The organism is Curtobacterium sp. DN_7.5 (genome assembly GCF_022655355.1).
Taxonomy (GTDB): domain Bacteria; phylum Actinomycetota; class Actinomycetes; order Actinomycetales; family Microbacteriaceae; genus Curtobacterium; species Curtobacterium luteum.
On record NZ_CP093378.1, the window covers coordinates 1,089,066 to 1,113,418 of the forward strand.

The following is a 24,353-nucleotide window of genomic DNA, read 5'->3' on the forward strand; positions in this document are numbered from 1 at the left end:
GGCGTCTTTCCACCGACCGAACGGAGCACATGACGATGACCCTCCTCGCCGAAGCCGCAGAGAACGCCTCCGGGGTCCCCGCGTACGTCTTCCCGCTCGTCGGTGCCCTCTTCTTCGCGTTCCTCGGGTTCGTGACCTGGAGCTTCCGCGACGTCGCGTACCGTCACTCGCACAAGTTCGAGGCCACTCGGCACGACGAGACCGGCGTCGACGAGTTCGGCCACACGAAGCGCTGACCCGCCACTCCATGCTCGAGAGCTCGGGGCGCCCGCGCATCGGTGTGATGGGCGGCACGTTCGACCCCATCCACCACGGTCACCTCGTGGCCGCGTCCGAGGTCGCGCGCGCCTTCGACCTGGACGAGGTGGTGTTCGTCCCCACCGGTCAGCCGTACATGAAGTCCGACGTCACGGACGCCGAGCACCGGTACCTCATGACGGTCGTCGCGACGGCGTCGAACCCCATGTTCACCGTGAGTCGCGTCGACATCGACCGTCCGGGCCCGACGTACACCGTCGACACGTTGCGCGACCTGCACGAACAACGGCCGGACGCACAACTGGTCTTCATCTCGGGCGCAGACGCCGTTCAGCAGATCCTCGACTGGAAAGACCATGATGGTCTGTGGGACCTGGCGCACTTCGTCGCCGTGACGCGCCCGGGGCATGCCCTGAGCATCACCGGGTTGCCGGAGCGGGACGTGAGCCTGCTCGAGGTCCCGGCGCTGGCGATCTCGTCGACCGACTGCCGCGACCGGGTCCGACGCGGTTCCCCCGTCTGGTACCTGGTCCCTGACGGGGTCGTCCAGTACATCTCCAAGCACCATCTGTATCGGAGCGTTGCATGAGTTCGTCCGACGCGCAGCCGCCACTGTCGCGGCGCCAGGCGCGTGAGCGTGAGCGCGCTGCCGCCGCCGGTGGCCAGCCAGTGACACCTCCGCCCACCGTCGTCGCGCCCGCGTCCACCGACCGTTCGGAGCAGGGCCGTCGCCGGCCTGGTTCGCACGTCGCGCCCGCCCCGTCGGGCGCGGCACAGTCCGCCGTGCCCGATCTGCCCCCCGCGTCCGCGACCGAGATCGTGCCCGGGACAGGTGGCCTGACCCGCCGGCAGCTGCGCCAACTGCGCGAGGCCGAGGTGCAGGCCGTGCTGCCCGTGCCGCTGCAGGCCCCGACGCCCCAGTCGTCCGACCGGACCGTGCAGGACGTCATCGGGTCGGTGTCGACCCTCGACGACGACCAGCCGCTCGCGCCGACCTCCGCGCCCGCACGACCGACCTCCGCGCAGTCGGCGTCCGGCCGGTCCGTATCCGAGCCGGCAGCGTCGGTGCCGGTCTCGTCGGTGCCGGTCTCGTCTGTGCCGGTCTCGTCGGGGCCGGTTCCTCCCGTGCCGCAGGCGCCCGCCTCGGTCCCGTCCGATGCAGGGCGCCCGACGTCGGAGACCGCGACGTCGGAGTCCGGCGAGTCCGAGTCCGACGACCACGAGGCCGGGACGCTCGACGAGGCGTTCGTGCAGCAGGCCACCGAGGCGGACGGTTCGCCGGACGCGGTCGAGCCGCTCGACGAAGCTGTCGCGCACGCCGAGGAGCCCCGTCGCCACCGGTCGACGTGGGCGCCGCACGACGCCGAGTCCGATGCGGCAGCGGCCGGGGACGAGCCGGCCGAGTCGGTCACCGACACGCCGGACCGTACCGACCGGGACGACCCGGGAGCGCCGCTCGCGCCGACCCTCCCGCCCGTCGCCGCGTCGACGCCCGGGGTCTTCCCGCTCTCGCTCGACGACGACACGAACGAGGTCCCGGTCCAGACGACCGAACGCGGTCCGGTGGGGTCCGAGGACGCCCAGGGAGGCGACGGTGCCGCCTTCCAACGTCCGGTGGAGCCGAAGCCCGTCACCACCGCGTTCCAGCCGCCGACCGGGCACTGGTCCGCCCTCGCCCACGACTCGAACGACGCCGAGGTCCACGACGAGGAGACCGGCACCCGCCGCGTCGCCGCGACGAACCCGAACGCGATCGTGCTCCCGAACTCCGCCCTCGCGGACCCGACGGGCGCGCTCAACGCCACGGGCGAGGTCATCCTCACCGGCTCCATCGATCTGCCGGCGTCCCTGTCCTCGACAGGGTCGCACCGACCGATCGACGGGGCCGAGGTCGACCGCCTCCTCGAGCAGCACGACGAGCAGCCGGAGACCGACGCCAGTCCCATCCGTGCGAGCCGTGCGGTGTCGAGCCACACGTCCACCCGCCAGGTCGTCCTCGCTGCGGCGAAGCCCAAGGAGTCGAAGACCCCGATGGTGCTCGCGGTGTCGGCGGCGGCCGTGGGCGTGGCAGCGGCCGGCGTCATCATCGTGGCGCTGCTGTCCACCCACCCCTTCGGCTGAGCCCGATCCAGCACGTCCGGGCCGGCTGGCCGGTGTCCGACGTCTGACCTATGATGCAGGGGCCGATCACCTCGGCACCCCTACAGTCCGGCTCCCGCTGGGCGACGACCGGAAGGACCTGCGTGCCCGCCTCCTCACGCGCACTCGAACTCGTGCAGATCGCCGCGACCGCGGCCGACGCCAAGCAGGCCGAGGACCTCGTCGCTCTCGACGTGACCGGGCCGCTCCAGCTGACGGACGTTTTCCTCCTGGCCACCGGTCGGAACGAGCGCAACGTCCTGTCGATCGCCGACGAGGTCGAGGAACGACTGATCGAGGCCGGCGCGAAGCCGCTGCGCCGTGAGGGTCGGACCGAGGGACGCTGGGTGCTCATCGACTTCGGTGATGTCGTCGTGCACGTCTTCCACGAGGAAGACCGCCAGTACTACTCGCTCGAGCGGCTCTGGGCTGACTGCCCGACGATCCCGCTGGAACTGCCGGTCGAGCAGGGCTGAGTGCGACGCGCCCGGGCATCGATCGCGATTTCGTTGCCGGGCGTTCGCATGGTGTACGCTTCTATGGTGCCTCCGGGGAACCGAAGGCACGAAGCAACACCGAACGGGTCAGCAACACCCAACGGGTCTGTGGCGCAGCTGGTAGCGCACCTGCATGGCATGCAGGGGGTCAGGGGTTCGAGTCCCCTCAGATCCACCGAAGCACCGTCCGCCGAAAACCCCGTTCCTCGCAAGAGGAACGGGGTTTTCGTGTTTCCGGGCCCGGCGCTCGTGTTCGGGGGGGGCATGGCCTGGTTGGTCAGTCGATCGTCTTCGCCGTCCGGTCCACCATGTGGATGGCTTCGATCGCGAGCTCGGCGGCCACGGGGTCGCGCTCGATGATCGCATCGCGGAAGACGGGGTAGAGCTCGATGAGGTGTTCGGACGGGATCAACTCGCCGACCGAGTCGACGCGGAGCTTGAACGCCAATCCGCTGATCACGCGGCTGACGGTGTCGACGAGGATCTGGTTCGGGCAGAGGCGCAACCATGCGTTGTACGCGCCGTCCAGGGTGAGCACGACCCTGGCGGTCCCGCCCTCGCGGAGACGTTCGAGCTCGCTGTCGAGTCGGACGACGGTCCGCGTGACGTCGCGGTCGGTCATGACGGGGACGGTGACACGGATGATGCCGCCGAAGAGGATCCCGAGCGTGTGGAGCGCGTCGAGGACCTCTTCCGGGTCGGGAAGCGCGACGCGGGTGTACCGGTTCGCGGCCATCTCCACCAGGCCCTCGTCCGCGAGGTGCGCGAGTGCCTCACGGATCGGGGTGCGGGATGCGCCGAGCCAGGCGATCAGCTGGTCGTCGTGGAGTCGTTCCCCGGCCTCGAGGGTGCCGTCGAGGATCGCACTCCGGATCGTGTCGGCGACCCGGTCGCGGATCAGGGTCCGCTCGGCTGGCGCGGTCTGCGGTACTGGCATCAGATACTCCTCATGACGATGTACCACCAGTCTGCCGTGTGCGCGGGCAGATGTCATCGCTGACCGCGGCCGCTCCGGCGCGCTCCGCGGTGTGGGGCGGCGGCAGGTGGGACCTCCTGTCCCACCTGCCGCCGTCCCGAGCGTGATCAGCGCCGCGGTCCCGGTACCCCTCCGCGGCCCCGTGCAGCGCGGCGGCGGACGGTGGACACTGCGCACCCCGCGAGCAGGAGCAGCAGCGCGGTCGCCACGAGGACGGAGACGCCCTCCGTACCGGTGAAGGCGAGTCGGTCCCGGGCATCGGACGCCACCGGGGGCGTCCCGTGCACGGGAGCGTGGGTGTCTGGCGTCGAGCCCGGGTCCGGCTCCGGTGCGCCGGACGCGTCGGTCGGCGGTTCCGTCGTCCCCGGGTCGACGGGCGTGACCGGACCGGCGGGATCTCCCGGATCCGTGGGGTCCACCGGTGCGTCGTCCTCGACGAGACCTGCATCGAGCGCTGTCGTCCGGGTCACCCCGTCGAACCGGCCCTCGTCGTCGACCTCCTTCGTCAGCAGCACGGAGTCGGAGACCCCGTCGGCGTCGGCATCGGAGTCCGCGTCCCGGTCGTCCCCGACGCGCGCCGCAGTGAAGTGGTCGCCGTCCGGAGCGATCCACCGCACCGTGTAGTCCCCGGGGCGGAGTTCGTCGAAGACGTACCTTCCGTCGGTGTCGGTCGTCGTGGTCCGGTCGACATCCTGTCCGCGGTCGTCGGTGCCGGTGAGCCGGGCACGGACGCCGGGCAGCGTCCGCTCGTCGTCCTGCAGGCCGTTGCCGTTCGCATCGAGCCAGACGGTGTCGCCGACGGAGCCCGCAACGACGCGGATGGTGGCCGCGTTCGACTGCACGGGCAGCGGCAGGTTCGAGGCGCGGAGACCGAAGCGGTTCACGTACCGGTCGCCGTGCCGTTGCCCGTCGGTGTGCAGCGTGACAGCGCGTTCCACGGTCGCACCGACGGGGATCGGCTCGCTGCGCTGGAGACGGAACGCGGTTGCCGCGGCCAGGTCCGCGGGGCAGCCGTCCGTGCCGAACTCGCTCGCGGAGCACCAGCGGGTCGTGCCGCCGGCCTGGTTCGACGGGTGGCTGCCGTCGATCGAGACCGTGCCGGGGGCGGCAGCGGTGTACCGGACGGTCTCACCGTTCGCGGCATCGACGTCCACCGGGGCGGCGAGGACCGCGGTGCCGTGGAAGTCCGACCCGCGCGCATCGCCGGGGTAGGGGAGCACGTCGATGAGGTCGGCGGCCTCGATCGGCGTGGCGTCGACGTTCGTGTACCCGAGGGTCCACTCGAGGTCGTCGCCGGTCACGACGACGGGGTGCACGGCAGCCTTCTCGGCAGCGACACCGCCGGACGAGACGACCCGCACGGACCGCTCCGCGGAACGTTCCTCCTCACCCGAGCTGTCGGACGGTGACGAGACCACGACCCCGTTCGTGAGCGTCCCGCTCGGCGTGAGCTTCGAGACCCGCGCGTCGTAGGTGATCGCGTCGATCGTGGTGTTCGGGAGGACGTCCTCGACCGTCCAGGTCAGCCGTTCACGGGTGGTTCCGTCCTCGGCGACCACGGTGTCCAGGTCGGGCGAGCGGGACGCGCTGCCGGGAACGTACGAGGTGTTCACGGGCAGGACGTCCTGGACGGTGACGTCCGTTCTCCGGTCGCTGACGCCTCGGTCGCTCAGCGACGGGTAGAGCGCGTAGGTCACCGTGTCACCAGCAGACACGATCGTGGTCTTGTCCGGGGTGTCGGTCGCGTCGTGTCCCGTGTCGACGATCTTCTTGCCGACGCGCACGAGGTTCTCGGTGACGAGGACGCTGTCGGCGTAGGCGCCGGCACCGACGGTCGGGTCGTTGCGGTCGTGGACCCAGGGCCCGGCGCCCAGCTTGACGTGGCCGAAGTCGTGGACGCGGGTGCCGTCCGGCACCGCTCGCACCCGCGTGTGGGTCTGCAGGAGGATGCTCTGCCCGCCCCGGACGTCCCCCGAGGCCCGGACCGCTCCCACCGCCGCGGGGCCACCGGGCACCTGTGCGGGCGTGCTGTACCAGGGGCCGTCCTCGTCGTCGCACGTCGCGTCGCGACCGGCCATCGGACTCGTCATGTCGAACGCGGCGTACTGCACGGAGAGGTTGCTCGCGTTGGAGGCGGACGCGTAGACGCCGCCCACCTTCGTCAGTGTCTGGGTGCTGCGGTCGAAGGTGTCGCAGACGGTGTACCGGCGGTTGCTGACAGTGGTGTTGTTCCCGAAGACCAGACTGCGCAGCACCTGGCCGGGGGCCACCCAGGGGTCGCCCTTCTTCGCCGAGCCGGTCACCTGCTCGCCAGCGGCGTCGATCTGGAAGACCTGCTTGCTCCCACTGCCACGCGCGATGTTGTCGAGGTTCCGCGTCGAGGAGTTGTCGGCGAGGGGTTCGGTGCTCCCCGCGAAGTTGGCGGCGCCGCTGACGGACGTGGTCTCGAGCGGCGTGAAGGTGTTGGTCGAGAGGACACTGGCGCCCTCGGGCAGGTTCGGCATCCAGAAGCTGATGACTCCGACGGCGAAGTACGCCCTGTCCGGCGCGGTGAGGGCGCCGCCGTCGATGCCCTTCGTCGGGAGGTGCGTGGGATCGGTGACGACGCCGGTGAACGTCACGTCGACGTCCCCACCCGGCGCGTCCTGCGTACAGGTCAGTTCACCGGAGTCGGTGACGCCGGTCGCACCGCCACCCGTCCCACGGGGGAGACCTGCGAACGTGTTGCCACCCGCAGTGCCGTGGACCTGGCACGCCCCTCGTCGGCTCCAGAGCACGGCGCCCGACGGGAGGTCCCCGGCGATCTGCGAGAGGTCGTCGCGGAAGCGCATGGTGCCGTCGCTCTTCTCGAAGCCGAGGAGTCCCTGCCCCGGCTCGAGCGGCTGCCAGTCGACGGTGATCGGGTAGGTGATCTGGATGCCCTCGGTCGTGCCGTCCGGACCGACCACGCCCGAGCTGAAGACACTGTTCAGCGTGCGCTTGCTGAGGTTGTAGCGGGCCGCGGCCGAGACGGTGGTGGTGGGCGAGGCGGCCTCGACCGGGCCGTTGGCGGCGTTGTCGGCGGTCGCGGTGGCGTCGACGGCGATGCTGTCACCGTTCCTGAGGTCGCCCGAGACGTCGAGCACGACCGGTGTGGCGATGGCCCGGCCTTCGGCGACCCTGCCCAGGTTGCAGGTCAGGGTCTGGCCGCTGATGCCGCTGCCGACGCCGGTGCAGGCGCGGGGGAGCGTCGCCCAGGACGTTCCGGTCGGAGCGGTGAGGGTGAAGCGCTCGTTCTCGCTGTCCCCGTCGTTGCTGCTGACGGTGACGCGGTACGTGATGGCGTCGAGGGTGCGGACGATGCCGTTCGCGTCGCCCGTGTCGCCGCCGGGCTCGTCGGTCCGCGAGAACGAACCGTTCCCGTCCTTCGCGACCTCGACCGCCAGGGCGACCGCGGACGCGGTGCCCGCGGCCGGGGTCGGGGCAGTCCGCTCCGACCGCTCGGCAGTGGGCGCGGGCGAGGGCGTGGGCTGGGGCGTCGGCCGAGCCGTCGCCGTCGCCGTCGCGGTCGGTGCCGCCGTCGCGGTCGGTGTCGCCGTGGCGGTCGCCGTCGCCGGGTCGGGCTCAGGCCCTGCCAGTGCGGTCGAACCGGACACGAGCGAGCTCGCGACGACGGCGGCGAACGCGGTCGTCGCGAGGGCAGCCCGGAAGGGCGTGCGTGTGCGCATGGGGTCTCCATCTGTGGATCGAACAGCTCGCCCGCGCCGTTCCAGCGCGGCGTCGAGCTGATCCGCAACATATCTCATGTGAAAACATGACGCGTGACGTTGCGGACTCGTTGCCGTCGATCTCCCGACGCGGAACAGGCGGCCTCCCGAGGGTCGGTACGCTGAGCACATGAGTGCTGAGCACGTGGGCGAGGGTGCCCCGCTGTCCGGATCGCAGCTGACGATCGCCGCCGACGGGTACACCGCCGAGATCGCCACGGTGGGCGCCACGCTCCGCTCGCTGCGCCACGACGGCCGGGACCTCGTGGTCCCCTTCGCGGCCGACGAGGTCCGGCCGGTGTTCCGCGGCGCGGTGCTCGCGCCGTGGCCGAACCGGGTGGTGGACGGCCGGTACGCCTTCGACGGCACCGACCACGAGCTCGCGCTCACCGAGCCGACCCGCCAGCACGCGCTGCACGGGCTCGTCGGCTGGACCGACTTCGCGGTCGAGGCGCACGAGTCCGATCGTGCGGTCCTCACCACGACGATCGCCGCGCAGGCCGGGTACCCGTTCCGCGTCGTCGTCACGGTCGAGTACCGCGTCGACGGTACGGGGCTGCACACCGCGGTCACCGGTCGGAACACCGGACCCGCGCGTGCGCCCTGGGGGACCGGCCCGCACCCGTACCTCGTCGCCGGCCCCGGCACGGTCGACGACTGGACGCTGACGCTGCCCGCCGCCGAGGTCCTCGAGGTCACGCCGGACCGGCTCATCCCGACGGCCCTGGTGCCCGTGCACGACGAGTTCGACCTGCGTGCGCCCACCGTCATCGGCCCGCGCTTCGTCGACCACGCGTTCACCGGCTTCGACCGCGACGCGGACGGCACCGCGGCGATCGACGTGGTCGCCGCCGACGGCCACGGCGTCCGGGTGACCTTCGGCACCGAGTGCGGCTGGGTCCAGGTGCACACCGCCGACCACGTCGTGGCCGAGTACCACCGCGCCGGCCTCGCCGTCGAGCCGATGACGTGCGCGCCGGACGCGTTCAACACCGGCGCCGACCGGGGACTCGTCGTCCTCGAACCGGGTGCCGCACACACCGCAGCATGGACGATCGCAGCGGTCTGACCGACGCCGAACGACCCCGCGTCGAGGTCCGGCGGCTCCCCGGCTCGCCGGACCTCGCCGCACTCGCCGACGGCACCGAGGACGTCGTCTGGCTCGACTCCGGGCTGCCCGACGGTACCCCCGACACCGCGCGGGCCCGGGCGGCGTGGTCCGTGCTGGCCTGCACCGACGGTCCCTTCGCGGCCCGCCTCCGGCACGAACGGCGACGGGCCCGGGTCGACGTGTCCGCGGCGTCGCGGGCGTGGTTCGGGTCGGACCGGAGCTCGGACGCTCCCGCGTTCGCGGTCCTCGACGACCTGCTCGCGCGGACGCCCCGCCTCCCGGAACCGGTCCGGGGGTGCGGCTTCGCCCTCGGCTGGGTCGGATTCCTCGGCTACGAGCTCGGACGCGAGTCGGGCGGGCCCGACCGGACCGCCGACGGCCACGCGGACGCGGACCTCCGGTTCGTCGACCGTGCGGTGGTGGTGGGACCGGACGGCGGCGCGTGGGCGCTCGCCCTCGTCGTGGACGCGGAGCCCGCGGCCAGCGCGGCCAACCGGGCCTGGCTCGAGGAGGTGACCGTCCCGCCGACGCGTGCCGACGTGGCGGAGGCGCCCCCGGGCCTCCCGGCCGTCGCCGCGGCAGGACGCGTCTCGCGCGCCGCCTACGAGGCTGCAGTCGAGGCGTGTCGCGGCGAGATCCGCGAGGGCAACGCCTTCCAGGTCTGCCTCACCACCGCCTTCGCGGTACCCGGCCTGGAGGCAGGGGTCGCCCCCGGCACGGACGCCCACCTCGCCGAGTACCTCCGGTTGCGCGCCGCGGACCCGGTCCCGTTCGGGGCGTACCTCCGCCTCGGTGCGCTCCGCGTGGCCAGCCGTTCGCCGGAGCGGTTCCTGCGGATCACGGCGGACGGCGTGGTCACCGCGGAACCGATCAAGGGCACCCGTCGGCGCGTCGCGGACCCGGAGGCGGACGCGGCGGCGCGGGCGGACCTCACCACGAGCGCGAAGGACCGCGCCGAGAACGTGATGATCGTCGACCTGCTGCGGAACGACCTGCTGCGCACCGCGGTGCCGGGGTCCGTGCACGTCGACCGGCTGTGCGCGGTGGAGACCTACGCGAGCGTGCACCAGCTCGTCTCGACGGTCTCCGCGGTGCTGCCGGTCGGTGCCTCGCGTGCCGCGACGGTCCGTGCGGCCTTCCCACCCGGGTCGATGACGGGAGCGCCGAAGAGCAGCGCCACGGCGATCGCGGACCGGCTCGAGGCGGCGCCGCGCGGGGTCTACTCGGGGGCGGTCGGGTACTTCTCGGCGAGCGGTGCTGTCGACCTGTCGGTGGTCATCCGCACACTGGTGACGGTGCTCGACGAGGACGGGCGTGTGGTGTCGCGGACGCTCGGCGCGGGCGGGGCCGTGACGTGGTCGTCGGTGCCCGCGGACGAGGCGGACGAGGTCGAGACGAAGACCCGGTCGGTGCTCGGAGGCGTGGGCGCGATCGCTCGCTGGTGAGCTGGTCCGGCTGACGTCCTCGACCGGACCCGGCGTGTCGAACGCACGTTCGAGCAGGCTGTCCACAGGATGTCGGACCCGATTGACATCATCGAACACATGTTCGAATATGAGGGCATGCAGTCGGCAGCGGCACTCGCGTCGCCCGGGGCTCCTGCGGAGTCTCCCCGGGCGGGCGGGGCCGTGCGCCCGGTCCGTCGCGTCGACCACCTCGGGGACGCCCGTGCGGCACTCGAACGGATCACGAGCCTGCGGTCCCGCGTCGCCGAGATGGAGTCCACCCGGGTCGACACCGTGGTGGGGCTGCCCACGGCACCGGCGGTCGCGCCCCTGCTCCCCGGTGGGGCGATCCGGGTCGGGGGCACCTACGCCGTGCAGGACTCGGTGCTGCTGGCGATGACCATGCTGCAGGCCGCCTCGGCCGAGGGCGCGTGGTGCGCCGTGGTCGGGGTGCCGTCCTTCGGGGTCGAAGCCGCCGCCGCCGCGGGGATCGACCTCGAGCGCCTGGTGCTCGTACCGGACCCGGGCGACCAGTGGCTGACGGTGACGGCCGCCCTCGTCGACGTCGCACAGATCGTGCTGACGCGACCGCTGGGTCGCGTGGTGCCCGGGGACGTGTCGCGACTCTCCGCCCGGCTCCGGCAGCGCGGGGGAGCCCTCGTCGCGCTCGGGTCCTGGCCCGGGGCCGACGTCTCGCTGCAGGTCACCGCCTCCGAGTGGGGCGGCATCGGCCACGGGCACGGCTACCTCGCCGAACGCCGGGCGACGGTCACGGCGACCGGTCGTGCCGGAGCGGTCCGGCCGGTGAGCGCCGAACTCCTGCTGCCCGCGGCCGACGGCGCGGTCCGTCCCGTGGAGCCGGCGACGGCGTCGCGTCCGGTGCTCCGACCGGTGGCGGTGGCGTCGTGAGCCCGCGCGGTCGGGCCGGCGCGTCCCGCGGTGCGGCCCCTCGGGTCGGGGCTGCCCGCGGCGGAGCACCCGTCGCGGGGGCGGCGCTGCGCGGTGGGAGCGCCCCGGTGCTGCGCAGCGGTGCGGTGGCCGAGGCGCCGCCGACACGCTCGATCGTCCTCTGGTGCCCGGACTGGCCGGTGGTCGCCGCCGCCCGGGCGGCCGGGGAACCCCCGGAGCAGCCGTTCGCCGTCATCGTCAAGGGGCAGGTCTTCGCCTGCTCCGCGAGCGCCCGCCAGCACGGGGTCGCCCGGGGGCTCCGGCTGCGCGAGGCCCAGGCCCGGTGCCCCGGACTCGTCGTGCAGCCCTACGACGAAGCCCTCGACCACCGCGCCTTCGAACCCGTCATCCGCGCGGTCGAGGCGGCGGTGCCCGGGGTCGAGGTCCTCCGTCCCGGCACGCTCGCACTGCGGTCACGTGGTCCGGCGCGCTACTACGGCGGCGAACGGGCCGCGGCCGCCACGCTCGCGGGCATCGCCGCCGACCACGGCGCCCCCGGTGTCCGGGTCGGCGTCGCGGACACCCCGTTCGCCGCCGAGCAGGCCGCCCGGGCACGACCGGTGCGCCCGGGGGAGCGAGCGCGGATCGTCCCCGTCGGCGGATCGGCGCCGTTCCTCGCCGACCTCCCGCTCGGGGTGCTCGGGGACGCCGACCTCGCGATGCTGCTCGGGCGGCTCGGCATCACGACCCTCGGGGGGTTCGCCGCGCTCGGGGACGACCAGGTCCGCGACCGGTTCGGACAGGCGGGGGCCTTCCTGCACCGGCTCGCCGGCGGCCGCGACCCACGCGAGATCGCTGCGCGCGAGGTCCCGCCGGAGCTCCGGGTCGAAGCGTCGTTCGAGCCGCCGCTCGACCGCGCCGACCAGGTCGCCTTCGCGTTCCGGCGCTCGGCGGACGACTTCGCGGAGCGGCTCCGCGTGGCCGGGCTCGTGGCCACGAGCATCCGGGTGGGCATCGTCGACGAACGCGACATCCTGCTCGAACGGGTGTGGGTGCACCCGCGGTGGTTCGACGCCGGCGACGTCGTCGACCGTGTCCGGTGGCAGCTCGCGGGCGGGGTCGACCCCACGGGGCTCGAAGCGCCGGTCGTCCAGGTCGTGCTCGAACCCGTCGCGGTGGACGACACCGCCAACCACGAGCGCGGGCTCTGGGGGTCCGGGCCGGACGAACGGGTCCACCACGGCCTCGCACGGGTGCAGGGGCTCGTCGGGCACGACGGCGTCGTGACCCCGCGGATCGGTGGCGGTCGCACGCTGGCCGAGCGTGTCGTGCTCGTCCCGTGGGGTGACGCCCCCGCCGGTGGCGAGCGGGCACTGGCGACCGTCCGCGACCGCCCGTGGCCCGGCAAGCTGCCCGGCCCACCGCCCGCCACCGTGCTCGAGCGGCCGCGACCGGTCGACGTCGAGACCGCCGCCGGGGTCGTCGTCGACGTCGACGCCCGCGGCGTGCTCACCGGCGAACCCGAGCGGTTCCGGGCCGAGGGCGAGCGCGGCGGTCGGTTCGGAGCGGTGACCGCGTGGGCGGGTCCGTGGCCGCTCGTCGTCCGTTGGTGGGAGTCCGGCGGCCGACGCCTGCACCGGCTCCAGCTCGTCGACGACGGGGGACGGGCCTGGTACCTCGTGCTGGCCGACCACCGGTGGTGGGCCGAGGCCGTGGCGACGTGAGGAGCACCTGATGGGCTACAGCAACCCCCCGATCCCGTGGTCGCAGTTCGAACGCGCGCTGTCCGACCGTCGCAGTCCGGGCAGCACGCACGACGGCGACGGTGGCGACAGCCCCGCGTGGTCGCGGAAGCGCGAGAAGTACGTGCCACCGGCCCTCCGCACGGACGACTCGGGCCCGGTCGTGCCGTACGCCGAGCTGCACGCGCACTCGACCTTCAGCTTCCTCGACGGTGCGAGCTCACCCGAGCAGCTCTTCGAGGAGGCAGCCCGACTCCGGTTGCACGGGCTCGCGCTGACCGACCACGACGGCTTCTACGGTGTCGCCCGGATGGCCGAGGCCGCCGAAGCGTACCCGGGCCTCACGACCGTCTACGGCACCGAGCTGTCACTCGGTCTCACCGAGCCGCAGAACGGCGTCCCCGACCCCGAGGGCACCCACCTGCTGCTCCTCGCGGACGGCCAGGACGGCTACCACCGGTTGGCCGGCGCGGTCACGAGCGCCCACCTCGCCGACGGCGCCGAGAAGGGGCGGCCGCGGTACGACCTCGACGACCTCGCCGACCGTGCCGGCGGCCGCTGGCGGGTGCTGACCGGGTGCCGCAAGGGTGCCGTCCGGCAGGCGCTCGAGCGCGGGGGCGAGTCCGAGGCCGAGACCGCCCTGCGGGTCCTGCTCGACCGGTTCGGCACCGACAACGTGGTCGTGGAGCTCATCGACCAGGGCGATCCGACGGACAGCGCCCGGAACGACGTCCTCGCGACGCTCGCTGCACGGCACGCGCTGCCGGTGGTGGCGACGGGGAACGTGCACTACGCCACCCCGGACCGCTTCCCCGTCGCCTCGGCGCTCGCGGCGGTGCGGGCGCGGCGGAGCCTCGACGAGATCGACGGCTGGCTGCCGGCCGCCGACACGGCGTACCTGCGCTCGGGCGCCGAGATGGCCAGACGGTTCGCCCGGTGGCCCGGCGCCGTCGAGCACAGCGTGACCCTCGCCGACGAGCTCGGGTTCTCGCTGAAGACGGCACGTCCCGGTCTGCCGAAGGTCGACGTCCCCGACGGACACACCACGATGTCGTGGCTCCGCGAGCTCACCTGGGAGGGTGCGCGCCGGTTCTACCCGGGCAGCGACGACGGGGTCGACCCGGCGAAGCGGACGCGCATCGAGCGCGAACTCGCCGTCATCGAGGACAAGGACTTCCCCGGGTACTTCCTCATCGTGCGTGACATGGTGCAGTTCGCCCGGCAGCGGGGGATCCTCTGCCAGGGCCGTGGTTCGGCCGCGAACTCCGCGGTCTGCTACCTGCTCGAGATCACCGCCGTCGACTCGATCCGGTACGGGCTGCCGTTCGAGCGGTTCCTGTCGGCACTGCGCGACGAGGAGCCCGACATCGACGTCGACTTCGACTCGGACCGCCGCGAAGAGGTCATCCAGTACGTCTACGAGAAGTACGGTCGGTTCAACGCCGCCCAGGTCGCGAACGTCATCACCTACCGGCCGAAGGGCGCCGTGCGGGACATCGCGAAGGCGTTCGGGCACAGCCCCGGGCAGCAGGACGCCTGGTCGAAGCAGGTGGAACGGTGGGGATCGGTGACCGAGAGCCAGGACCACGACATCCCCGCCCCCGTGGTCGACATGGCGCAGCAGGTGCTCGGGTTCCCCCGGCACCTCGGCATCCACTCGGGCGGCATGGTGCTCACGGACCGGCCGGTCGGCGAGGTCGTGCCGATCGAGCACGCCCGGATGGACGGCCGCACCGTGCTCCAGTGGGACAAGGACGACTGCGCCTACATGGGGCTCGTCAAGTTCGACATGCTCGGCCTCGGCATGCTCGCGGCGCTGCAGTACGCGTTCGACCTCGCCGCGGAGCACTGCGGGGAGCGGTGGGACATGCACACCATCCCGAAGGAGGAACCCGGCGTCTACGACCAGCTCTGCCGGGCCGACACGATCGGGGTGTTCCAGGTCGAGTCCCGCGCGCAGATGGGGTCGCTGCCGCGGCTGCTGCCCCGCGAGTTCTACGACCTCGTCATCGCGGTCGCGCTCGTGCGTCCGGGGCCGATCCAGGGCGGGGCCGTGCACCCGTACATCCGACGCCGGACCGGCGCCGAGCAGATCACCTACCCGCACCCGCTGCTCGAACCCGTGCTCGCGCGCACCAAGGGCGTCCCGCTGTTCCAGGAGCAGCTCATGCAGATGGCGGTGGTCGTCGGCGGGTGCACCGGCGACGACGCCGACCTGCTCCGACGGGCGATGGGGTCGAAACGCGGGCACGAGAAGATCGAACGGCTGCGCGAGAAGCTCTACGAGGGCATGGCGCGGAACGACATCCACGGAGCCGACGCCGACGCCATCTACGCCAAGATCCAGGCCTTCGCGAACTTCGGCTTCGCCGAGAGCCACTCGATCAGCTTCGCCCTCATCGTCTACGCCAGCGCCTGGATGCGGCTGCACTACCCCGGGGTGTTCCTCGCGGCGCTGCTCCGCGCCCAACCGATGGGCTTCTACTCCCCGCAGACCCTGGTGGCGGACGCCCGGCGGCACGGTGTGCGGGTGCTCCGGCCGGACATCCTGCGGTCGGAGGTCGACGCCTCGATGGAGCCGCTCGACGACACCGACGGGGCCGACGGTCCGGTGACCACGGGTGACGACGGCTGCCTGGCCGACGAGCAGCCCGCGGTGCCGCCGTTCGACCGCTCGGCCCCGGACGACACCGCCGGCCACCGTCGTGACGGTGCCTTCGCCGTACGACTCGGGCTGGCCGAGGTGACCTCCCTCGGCCGCCGCAGCGCCGAGCGCATCGTCGCCGAACGGCGGGCGAACGGGCCGTTCACGGACATGTCCGACCTCGCCCGTCGGGTCGGTCTGACGACGGCGCAGCTCGAGGCGCTCGCCGCAGCGGACGCCTTCGCCTCCCTCGGCGAGGACCGCCGGAGCGGCATCTGGTCGGCGGGCCGGGCCGCGGGGGAGCGTCCTGACCAGTTGCCCGGCACCCAGGTGGTCGTGCAGCCGCCGCTGTTCGGACAGATGACGAGCGGGGACGTCCTCATCGCGGACATGTGGTCGACGGGGATGACGACCGATGACCACCCCGTCCGGCACGTCAGGCCGGTGCTGGAGCGACGGGGGGTGCTCAGCGTCGCGGACACGATGACGGCGGAGAACGGGCGACGGATCGAGGTCGGCGGGATCGTCACCCACCGGCAGCGCCCGGCGACGGCCTCGGGCATCACGTTCATGAACGTCGAGGACGAGACGGGGCTCGTCAACGTGATCTGCAGTGTCGGGGTGTGGGGGCGGTACCGGCGCACGGCCCGGGAGTCGCCGGCGGTGATCGTGCGGGGCATCCTCGAGCGGTCGGCCGAGGGCGTGGTCAACGTGGTGGCGGACCGGATGGAGCACCTGCCCCTGGCGGTCCGGACGAGGTCGCGGGACTTCCAGTGACCGGCGGCGTCACGACCGCGCGCCGGCGCCCTGGGACGGTCGCAGACCGCGCTCCTGGGATGATGAGCGCAGCCCCAGCTCGTGGGACGAGCGGCGCAGACCCCGCTACTGGGCCGAGTGGTGCCCGTCGGCCGTGGGGATCCGGACCGTGACCTCGAGCCCGCCGGACCGGACGTTGCGGAGCGAGGCCGTGCCTCCGGCCCGTTCCGCGATCGCGCGCACGATGGCGAGTCCCAGCCCCGAACCCCCGGGCATCGCGATCGCCCCGGTGGCCGGGTCCGGGTTCGGGCGCGACTTCCGCGCCTCGTCCGGTCGCGTGAAGCGGTCGAACGCCACCGGGATGAACGACTCCGGAACGCCCGGGCCGTCGTCGGTGATCTGCAGGACGCCCTCGCCCTCGGCGCTCCGCCACGACACGAAGATCCCACCGCCGCGGGGGAGCGCCGCCACGGCGTTGCCGGCGATGTTCGTCACGAGCTGTGCCATCCCGCCGGTGTCGAGCCGGTACCGCGGCTCGACGGTCCCGCCGCCGATCCCCGGACCCGAACCCCCCACGGCGACCGGGGACTCCAGGTCGAAGTCGACGGTGATGTCCTTCGCCGAGGCGATCAGCCGGACGCGGTCCACGGCGGCCATGACCTCGTCACCGAGGTCCGACCACCCGGTCGTCGGCTGCTCGGCGCCGTCCTGCTCGCGGCGCTCCGACTCCTCGATGCGCGAGAGTGCGAGCAGGTCGTTGGCGAGACGGGACAACCGGGCGACGCTGTGCTTCGCCCGCTCGATGTGCGCCGCCAGCGCCACGGCGTCGTCGCCGTCCAGTGAGGCGAGGTCGAGCTGGGTCGTCAGGATCGCGAGCGGTGTCCGGAGCTCGTGGCTCGCATCGCTGACCATCTGGCGTTCCCGTTCGGTGGCCTGGCGGGTGCGGGCGAGGAACGCGTTGAGGGTCGTGGCGAGCGAGGCCAGCTCGTCCTGGGCCGGGCCGACGGGCAGCTCCGCACGTTCGGGTGCCACGGACAGCCGTTCGGCCTCGCGGCGCATCCGGTTCACCGGACGGAGCGCGGTCGTGGCGAGCACCCACGACGCCACCCCGAAGGCGATCAGGATCGCGAGACCCGTGAGCGACAGGGTCGTGGTGAGGTCGTCGACGACGAGCGCCTCCGCCTGCGAGTTCCGGGCCGCGACGACCGTCCAGCGTCCCGCGCGGTTGATCGGGTGCTCCACGACGATCCGGTACTGCGAGTTCGCGACGTCGATGACCCGGGTGCCGGCCTGCTCCTCGGTGAGGCTGCCGAGCGCCCGCTCGAGCCGCCCGGGCATTGTCGACAGCACGATGTCCCCGGAGGGCGACACCACCGCGACGAGCTGTGCGTTGCCGGGCTGGGAGAGGTCCGGGTCGCTGTCGACCTCGAGCGTCGCCACGTACGGGTCGGCGTCGGCGTCGAGCAGGGTGTGTGTCGCGTTCGCGACGACGCTGACGACCTGGAAGCGCATCACGAGCACCAGCAGGACGATGACGACCGCCGCGATCGCGGTCGAGCCGATCGTGATCCGCGCGCGGAGCGAGAGCAGCCGCAGCGGGCGCGCGAGGCCCCGGTGTCCGGTCGGGTCGTCCGACCGTCCGTCCGGGGTGGTGGTGCTCACGCCCCGACGAGGTCGAGACGGTAGCCGCGACCGCGGACCGTCGAGATCGCCACGGTGGCCTCGTGCGCGGTCAGCTTCTTCCGGAGGTACGAGATGTACTGCTCCACCACGTTCGGGTCGACGTGCTGCGAACCGTCCCAGACCTCCTCGAGGATCTTCGGACGGTCCACGACGGTGCCGACGGACCGGGCGAGCAGCCGCAGCAGCGCGAACTCGGTCGGGCTCATCGCCACGCGCTGGCCCTTGATCGCGACCCGGCGGGCCTCGGAGTCGATGGCGACGTCGCCGACCTCGATGGTCCGCGGTGCGCCAGCGCTCTCCCGACGTCCCAGCGCGCGGAGTCGCGCGGTGAGTTCGGCGAAGGCGAAGGGCTTCGTGAGGTAGTCGTCCGCGCCCGCGTCGAGACCGAACACGCGATCGTCGACGGCGTCACGTGCGGTCACGAGGAGGATCCGCACGGGGTCCTCGCGTTCGCGGATGCGTCGGGCGAGTTCGAAGCCGGACATGCCCGGCATCATGACGTCGACGACCGCCAGGTCGAACGACTGCTCCCCGAGCGCGATGAGCGCCTCGACACCGTTCTCGACCGCGGTCACGCGGTACCCCTCGGCAGCGAGACCACGTTCCATGAGGGCGCGCATCTCGTCGTCGTCCTCGACCACCAACAACCGCATAGTGGACCTCCTCGAGGTCCATCGTGGCACCGAACCTGTACGCGCGGGCGCTCCCCGGGCCGATCGGGCTGAATCTCGTCACAGCACGGTGTCCGAGTAGAACGGTCTGTCCCGCGTTCGAGGGACGTGAGCAGTGCTCTGGTCCTTGGTAGGCTGCGACCGGACCTGGCGTGCCCGACGCAGGGTCCGCACTGGGGGCACCACCATGACCATGACCGAGATGTCGGACCACCCGGCGATCGTCCGACTCCGAGTCGAACTCGACGCCGCGTGGAAGAGCATCTGCACGCTCGGCGGCCTCGCGGACGATGCGCGCGGTCGGGTCGTCGCCGAGCTGCGCGCAGCCGTGCCGGACGTGGCCAGTCGTGCCGCGCTCGAGGCCGGCTCCGAGGCGGCGGTCGCGGAGATCAGTCGGTTCGCGGAGGCCGAGGTCGTCCGGGCCGAGGTCCGTCAGGCCGGGACGGTCGTGCCGTCGACCGAGCTCTGGGACGACATCGTGCACACGGCCGCCGAGGCCGCCGTCGCCCGACGCTGACGGGGTCGGGCGCGCCCGAGTGCCGGCAGGACGCACATCCCTCGCGGTTCGGGGCCCGCACGGTGTCCGCGGAGCCGAGACTCGGGGTGCGCGACAGATCCCGCGCGCCAGGGCCCGAGCAACGTCGCTGCGCGCGAGACTCGGGCGCGCGGCGCGCGGCGCGCGGCGCGCGGCGCGGCGCGGCGCGCGGCGCGGCGCGCGGCGCGCGACGGCGCAGCCGCAGCAGCGCGCGCTCAGTCGTCCTCGCCGAGCAACTCCTCGCGCACACGCCGGATGTCCTCGAGCAACGCCCCGATGAGGATCCAGTGCTGCGAGTTCGGCCGGAGCACCTCGAGCGGGGCCGTCAGCGCGGGCTCCTCCACGACCGGCAGCTCGCTCGCCTCGACGCGCTGGCTCAACGCCCGGACGTCCGCCCCGATCCGAGCGACCTCGGTGGCGATCCGCCCGACGACCGGGTCCGCCCGGAGGTCGGGGCCGGTGTTGTCCCGGATCGCCCGGGTCATGCCGGTGACACGGGTCACGAGGACCCGCAGGTGCTCGGCGACCGCGGCGTCCCGGTCGAGGACGTCCCGGTGCCGACTCCGCCGCGGGTTCATCGTGAGGGACTCCTGCGCGGCGGTGATCGACGCCTCGGCACGCAGGTGTTGCGACCGCAGGGCCCGCGCCTGCAGCAGGGCGCCGTGCCACCGGTCGTGGTCCCAGCCCTCGGTCAGTCCGACCGCGATCCGCTCGAACGCGACGGCGGTGTCCCGAGCCAGTCGGGCGACGGCGAGGTGCGCCGGCTCGAGCAGCACCGGCGGCACGAGGGCCGCGTTCACCGCGAGGGCGACGACGGCCCCGACGACGGTCTCGAGGATGCGGTCGGCCGAGTAGTTGGGCGTCACGACCCCGGCGGTGAGCACGAGCATGCCGCTGATGCCGACCTGGGTCGCGGACGTCGGGGTCAGGCGGAGCGCCCAGGCGATGAGGATGGCCAGCACCACGACGAGGAGCACCACCCACACGCTGTCGCCGAGCAGCAGGTGCACGGCGGTGGCGAGGACGACCCCGATGACGACGCCGGCGCTCCGCTCGAGGCCCTTCACGAACGACTGGTTGATGCTCGGCTGGACGACGAGGAGCGCGGCGATGGCGGCGAACGTCGGGAACGGTCCCTGGATGAGCAGCCGGCAGAGCAGCACCGCGGCCACCACCGCGACCGCGGTCTTCACGACCTGCAGGAAGGGGGTGCGGCTGGAGCTGCGGAGCCTCGCGACCGGGTTCACGACGCCCACGGTAGCCACGAGCCGCACGCCGAGCCGTGCACGAACGCGACGAATCCGCGGGGACACGGTTGACTGATCCCGTGTGGCCCAACCACGAACGCGTCATCCCGCAGGCCTTCGCCGGCTCCGGGACCTCCGTCGTGGCCGCGCGCGCCCACTCCGTCGAGCCGTCCGGCAACGGTTACCTCTACGGGTACGAGGTCGACACGGTCGACCGGAGCGGACAGCGGGCGACCGTGCTCACGTACGTCGACACCGGCGGTGCGCACGACCAGAACAGCGCGATCGTCACGGACCCGTCCACGGGGGAGCCGGTCTCCGTTTGGGCCTACCCGAACGACCCCGGGCTGCCGGTCCTGCCGCAGGTGACGTACCGGGATGCCGTCGCCGAGCTCCTGACGACACTCGGCATGCCGGTCACGGACCCGACGCTGACGGTCGCCGCCTACCGCCCGGGCAAGCGGGCCGTCGTCCGGGTGGACGCGCCCGAGGGCACGGTGTTCCTCAAGATCGTGCGGCCGCACCGGGTCGCGCCGATCGTCCGGTCGCACGAGCAGTTCGTCGCGGCCGGGCTGCCCGTCCCACGGGTGCTGTCCAGCCGCGGCGACGGCCTCCTCGTCCTCGAGCGCATCCGCGGCGTGCCCGCGGGCAGCCGCATCCTCGACATCGCCGACGACCCGCGCTTCGTCGCGTCCTTGGCCGCCCTGTCCGGCCGGATCGCCACGGTGCCGATGACCCAGCAGGCCCGGGCCGACGCCATGGACCACGCCGACTGGCACCGTCGGACCCTCGTCGCAGCGCTGCCGCAGGACGCGGAGGAGATCGACCGCCTCTACGACGCGATCGGCCGACGGTCGATCGGGTGGGCGAGCGCGACGAAGCAGGTCGTGCACGGGGACCTGCACCTCGAGCAGGTCTTCGTCGACGAGGACGAGCCGTGGCGGATCTCGGGGCTGCTCGACATCGACACCGCCGGCTGGGGGTACCCGGTCCGCGACGTCGGCGCCGTGGTCGCCCACCTCGTGGTCACCGGACTCTGGCACCGGTCCCGTGGCGACGCGGAGCGCGGCGCGGCCGCGGAACGGCTCGCCGACGCGATCGCCCGTGACTGGGTGGCGCGGAACCCGGGCGGGGCCGACCGGATCGGCCCGGCGATCGGCGCGCAGTTGCTCGCGCACGCGGGCGGTCAGGCGACCACCGGCTCCGGGACCGGCATCGCGACCGCCGAGCAGCTCCTCGCGGCGACGCGCGTCGCGCTCGCCGAGTCGACGCCGGTCGCGCCGGCCGACGGCGTGGTCCGACCGCGCTCCGCACCGCGGGTCTGACGCTGTCCGACCGGCGCGCACCGTGCCTCCAGGCCGGGTCGTGACGGTCCGGACTGGAGGCACGACGCGCGCGGGCGGCGCTGACTCGCCTCCGTCGGTGGTCGGGGAGTAAACTGAGCGCGCACGTACCGCGTGCTCGCGCGTCCCGTCGCATCCAGACGGGACCGGTCCGCCGCTTGGTGGACGCGGGTGCCGGATCCGTGACCGCCCCGAGGGGGCGTCACGTGCGTGTGACGGCGCCGGATCCCGGCGCGGGCCGTCGTACGGTCGCCACGAGGCGGCCGGGGGCACCCGCGTGGAACCGACCGCGGACGCTCCGGAAGCGTGGCGGCGGGGGAGCGGCGGACGACGGGCCACGGTGGCCCGCGATGCGCCGGGCCCACCTGGACCCGGCCGGAGACTTCCGCCGATGGCGGCTCGCCCGTGACGAACGGGCGGAACAGGAGGAGCGTTGGCTCGATCAGGCACCCGGCGTGCAGCCGGCGGGACGCGGACCGCGTCACGCCGTACCAGGCCGCTCGACAACGACGGCGTCATCCCCGTCCTCGCCCGCGCCGTGCGCGAGGTCGAGGCGGCGGCGCAACGCGGACCGCTCAAGGCATCGAACCGGTCCAAGTTCCAGGCGGTCGCCCTGCTGATGCGCGAGGAGCGTGCGCGGGTGAAGGCCGACACGGAGCTCACCGACGCGCAGCGCGCCGAGCAGCTCAAGCGGCTCGACGGCGTCGCGACCATCCTCGCGAAGACCGCGGCCCGTGACACGAGCGTCATCCAGCTCCTGACCGAGGAAGCGTCGGTCAGCGAGGCCACCCGCACGGTGAAGCGCGACATGATGATCGCCGGCGGGATGGAACTGCAGCCCGAGGACCTCGTCATCGCGGCCGAGCCGTCCCCGACGGTCGAGGCACCGGTCCGGTCGGTCGTCCCGCAGGCGGTCGTGCAGCGGCAGCTCGCGAACCCGTTCCTCGCACCCGACTTCGCCCTCGCGGACCAGCCCGTCGCGCACCCGCGTCGGCTGGCGAACTGGGAGCTGTTCGGGCCGCTGTTCAAGTCGTTCGAGTACGGCGCGGGCGGGGGCGCGGCGACGATGCCGCTGCCGGAGCCGTCGACGCTGCACTCGAAGTCCGGCACGACCCTGATGAAGCACCAGGCGGAGCTCGTCGCCGCCGCGGCGCAGGGGCACCGCACGTTCCTGCTCGCCGACGAGCCGGGTCTCGGCAAGACGGCGCAGTCGCTCCTCGCCGCCGAGGCCGCGAAAGCCTTCCCGCTGCTCGTCGTGGTCCCGAACGTCGTCAAGACGAACTGGGCACGCGAGGCTGCCCGCTGGGTCCCGAGCCGGACGGCGACCGTGATCCACGGCGACGGCGACGACCTCGACGGGTTCGCCGACATCGTCATCGTGAACTACGAGATCCTCGACCGGCACGCCGGGTGGCTCGGGTCGTTCGGGTTCAAGGGCATGGTCGTCGACGAGGCGCACTTCATCAAGAACAAGGACTCGCAGCGATCGCGGTTCGTGCTGCAGCTCGCCGAGAAGATCCGGCAGCGCACGGCGCACCCGCTGCTCATGGCGCTCACCGGGACCCCGCTGATCAACTCCGTCGAGGACTTCCGCACCATCTGGGAGTACCTCGGCTGGATCGACGACAAGAAGCCGCGTGCGAAGCTCATGAACGAGCTCGAGGAGATCGGGCTCACGCCGGCCGACCCCGGGTTCTTCACGGAGGCGCGCAAGGCCGTGATCGACCTCGGCATCGTCCGGCGCCGCAAGGTCGATGTCGCGGCGGACATCCCCGCCCGTCGCATCGCCGACATCCCGGTGGAGCTCGACGGCGAAGAGGGCCGGTCCATCCGCGACGCCGAGCGGGAGCTCACCGCGAAGCTCGTCCGCCGCTACCACCAGGCGCTCGACGCCCGCACCGGCCAGGACCCGGTCGTCGGCATCGACCACAAGCTCGTCCGTCAGGTCGCGCGGTGGGAGCTCGAGGACCAGGACGCCTCGTCGACCGGGGAGAACGTGTTCTCGATGGTCCGGCGCATTGGCCGCGCCAAGGCACAGCTCGCGGCGGACTACGCGGCGCAGCTGGCGTCGAACGTCGGCAAGGTCGTGTTCTTCGCGAAGCACCTCGACGTGATGGACCAGGCGGAGGAGGTCTTCGCCCGACGCGGCCTGCGGACGGCGACGATCCGCGGCGACCAGACGCCGTCGCAGCGCACCGCCGAGATCGACTCGTTCGTGAACGACCCCGACGTGGCCGTCATCGTCTGCTCGCTCACCGCGGCCGGCGTCGGCCTCAACCTGCAGGTGGCGTCCAACGTCGTCCTCGCGGAGCTGTCGTGGACGAGCGCCGAGCAGACCCAGGCGATCGACCGGGTGCACCGCATCGGCCAGGAGGAGCCCGTCACCGCGTGGCGCATCATCGCGGCGCAGACGATCGACACCAAGATCGCGGACCTCATCGACTCGAAGGCCTCGCTGGCCGCCCGGGCGCTCGACGGCTCGGACGAGGAGATCGTCGACTCGGGCGACATCCAGCTCGACGCGATGGCGGCGCTGCTCACCGAGGCGCTGGAGCGCGGGGCGCGGTAGCGCGGGAGCGCGTGGCGCGTTCTGCGTTCGCACAACCAAAGCCCGCCGGAACCACGGTTGTCCGTGGTTCCGGCGGGCTTTGGTTGTGCGTGGCTCGCCGTGC

The 24,353-nt window shown here is 72.9% G+C and carries 17 protein-coding genes and 1 tRNA gene; 13 read left to right on the forward strand and 5 right to left on the reverse strand.

Features of this window, described 5'->3' with window-relative positions:
• The first annotated feature begins 29 nt into the window (after positions 1-29).
• From MON03_RS05140 to MON03_RS05160, 5 genes are all read left to right on the forward strand, one after another.
• The gene (locus MON03_RS05140; RefSeq protein WP_022904182.1) at positions 30-236 is read left to right on the forward strand and encodes a hypothetical protein; all 207 of its coding nucleotides are present in this window, start codon (positions 30-32) and stop codon (positions 234-236) included.
• An 11-nt stretch (positions 237-247) separates the two neighbouring features.
• A complete protein-coding gene (gene nadD, locus MON03_RS05145) occupies positions 248-847 on the forward strand; it encodes a nicotinate-nucleotide adenylyltransferase (protein ID WP_022904181.1) in 600 nt (199 codons plus the stop codon).
• 194 nt (positions 848-1,041) lie between these two features.
• On the forward strand, positions 1,042-2,379 hold the full coding sequence (locus MON03_RS05150; RefSeq protein WP_242090891.1) for a hypothetical protein: 1,338 nt from the start codon (positions 1,042-1,044) through the stop codon (positions 2,377-2,379).
• Between the two features lie 122 nt (positions 2,380-2,501).
• Positions 2,502-2,873 carry a ribosome silencing factor gene (rsfS, locus tag MON03_RS05155; protein ID WP_022904179.1) on the forward strand — a complete coding sequence of 124 codons (372 nt, stop codon included), beginning with the start codon at positions 2,502-2,504 and terminating at the stop codon, positions 2,871-2,873.
• Positions 2,874-2,996: 123 nt separating this feature from the next.
• Positions 2,997-3,069: transfer RNA gene (locus tag MON03_RS05160), tRNA-Ala, on the forward strand.
• A gap of 102 nt (positions 3,070-3,171) precedes the next feature.
• Here MON03_RS05160 and MON03_RS05165 read toward each other — a convergent pair.
• Entirely contained in the window at positions 3,172-3,831 is a 660-nt protein-coding gene (locus MON03_RS05165) for a GntR family transcriptional regulator (protein WP_022904178.1), read from the reverse strand.
• Between the two features lie 146 nt (positions 3,832-3,977).
• The gene (locus MON03_RS05170; protein WP_242090893.1) at positions 3,978-7,577 is read right to left on the reverse strand and encodes an SdrD B-like domain-containing protein; all 3,600 of its coding nucleotides are present in this window, start codon (positions 7,575-7,577) and stop codon (positions 3,978-3,980) included.
• Between the two features lie 169 nt (positions 7,578-7,746).
• Between MON03_RS05170 and MON03_RS05175 the strand changes: the two genes are divergently transcribed.
• The 5 genes from MON03_RS05175 (at position 7,747) to MON03_RS05195 (ending at position 16,223) form a co-directional block, all read left to right on the forward strand.
• On the forward strand, positions 7,747-8,685 hold the full coding sequence (locus tag MON03_RS05175; RefSeq protein WP_175327355.1) for an aldose 1-epimerase family protein: 939 nt from the start codon (positions 7,747-7,749) through the stop codon (positions 8,683-8,685).
• Complete coding sequence (locus MON03_RS05180) at positions 8,664-10,172, forward strand: anthranilate synthase component I family protein (protein ID WP_242090895.1); 1,509 nt, start codon at positions 8,664-8,666, stop codon at positions 10,170-10,172. Before MON03_RS05175 ends, MON03_RS05180 begins: the two co-directional genes overlap by 22 nt.
• 99 nt (positions 10,173-10,271) lie before the next feature.
• Entirely contained in the window at positions 10,272-11,081 is an 810-nt protein-coding gene (gene imuA', locus MON03_RS05185) for a DnaE2-dependent mutagenesis accessory factor ImuA' (protein ID WP_242090897.1), read from the forward strand.
• Positions 11,082-11,188: 107 nt separating this feature from the next.
• Positions 11,189-12,784 carry a DNA polymerase Y family protein gene (locus MON03_RS05190; RefSeq protein WP_242090899.1) on the forward strand — a complete coding sequence of 532 codons (1,596 nt, stop codon included), beginning with the start codon at positions 11,189-11,191 and terminating at the stop codon, positions 12,782-12,784.
• 10 nt (positions 12,785-12,794) lie between these two features.
• Complete coding sequence (locus MON03_RS05195) at positions 12,795-16,223, forward strand: error-prone DNA polymerase (protein ID WP_242090901.1); 3,429 nt, start codon at positions 12,795-12,797, stop codon at positions 16,221-16,223.
• Between the two features lie 105 nt (positions 16,224-16,328).
• Here MON03_RS05195 and MON03_RS05200 read toward each other — a convergent pair whose 3' ends face one another.
• Positions 16,329-17,864, reverse strand: coding sequence for a sensor histidine kinase (locus tag MON03_RS05200; protein WP_242090903.1), 1,536 nt, complete (start codon positions 17,862-17,864; stop codon positions 16,329-16,331).
• Positions 17,861-18,538: a response regulator transcription factor gene (locus tag MON03_RS05205; RefSeq protein WP_022904147.1), complete on the reverse strand. Its 678-nt coding sequence runs from the start codon at positions 18,536-18,538 to the stop codon at positions 17,861-17,863. Before MON03_RS05205 ends, MON03_RS05200 begins: the two co-directional genes overlap by 4 nt.
• A 205-nt stretch (positions 18,539-18,743) precedes the next feature.
• Between MON03_RS05205 and MON03_RS05210 the strand changes: the two genes are divergently transcribed.
• The gene (locus tag MON03_RS05210) at positions 18,744-19,073 is read left to right on the forward strand and encodes a hypothetical protein (RefSeq protein ID WP_022904146.1); all 330 of its coding nucleotides are present in this window, start codon (positions 18,744-18,746) and stop codon (positions 19,071-19,073) included.
• Between the two features lie 233 nt (positions 19,074-19,306).
• On the opposite strand, the gene MON03_RS05215 is transcribed toward MON03_RS05210, so the two are convergent.
• The gene (locus tag MON03_RS05215) at positions 19,307-20,338 is read right to left on the reverse strand and encodes an FUSC family protein (RefSeq protein WP_242090905.1); all 1,032 of its coding nucleotides are present in this window, start codon (positions 20,336-20,338) and stop codon (positions 19,307-19,309) included.
• A gap of 80 nt (positions 20,339-20,418) precedes the next feature.
• Between MON03_RS05215 and MON03_RS05220 the strand changes: the two genes are divergently transcribed.
• Together MON03_RS05220 and MON03_RS05225 are read left to right on the forward strand one after the other, a co-directional pair.
• Positions 20,419-21,663 carry a phosphotransferase enzyme family protein gene (locus tag MON03_RS05220; RefSeq protein ID WP_242090907.1) on the forward strand — a complete coding sequence of 415 codons (1,245 nt, stop codon included), beginning with the start codon at positions 20,419-20,421 and terminating at the stop codon, positions 21,661-21,663.
• A 451-nt stretch (positions 21,664-22,114) separates the two neighbouring features.
• On the forward strand, positions 22,115-24,250 hold the full coding sequence (locus MON03_RS05225) for a DEAD/DEAH box helicase (RefSeq protein WP_242090909.1): 2,136 nt from the start codon (positions 22,115-22,117) through the stop codon (positions 24,248-24,250).
• Positions 24,251-24,353 lie beyond the last annotated feature (103 nt).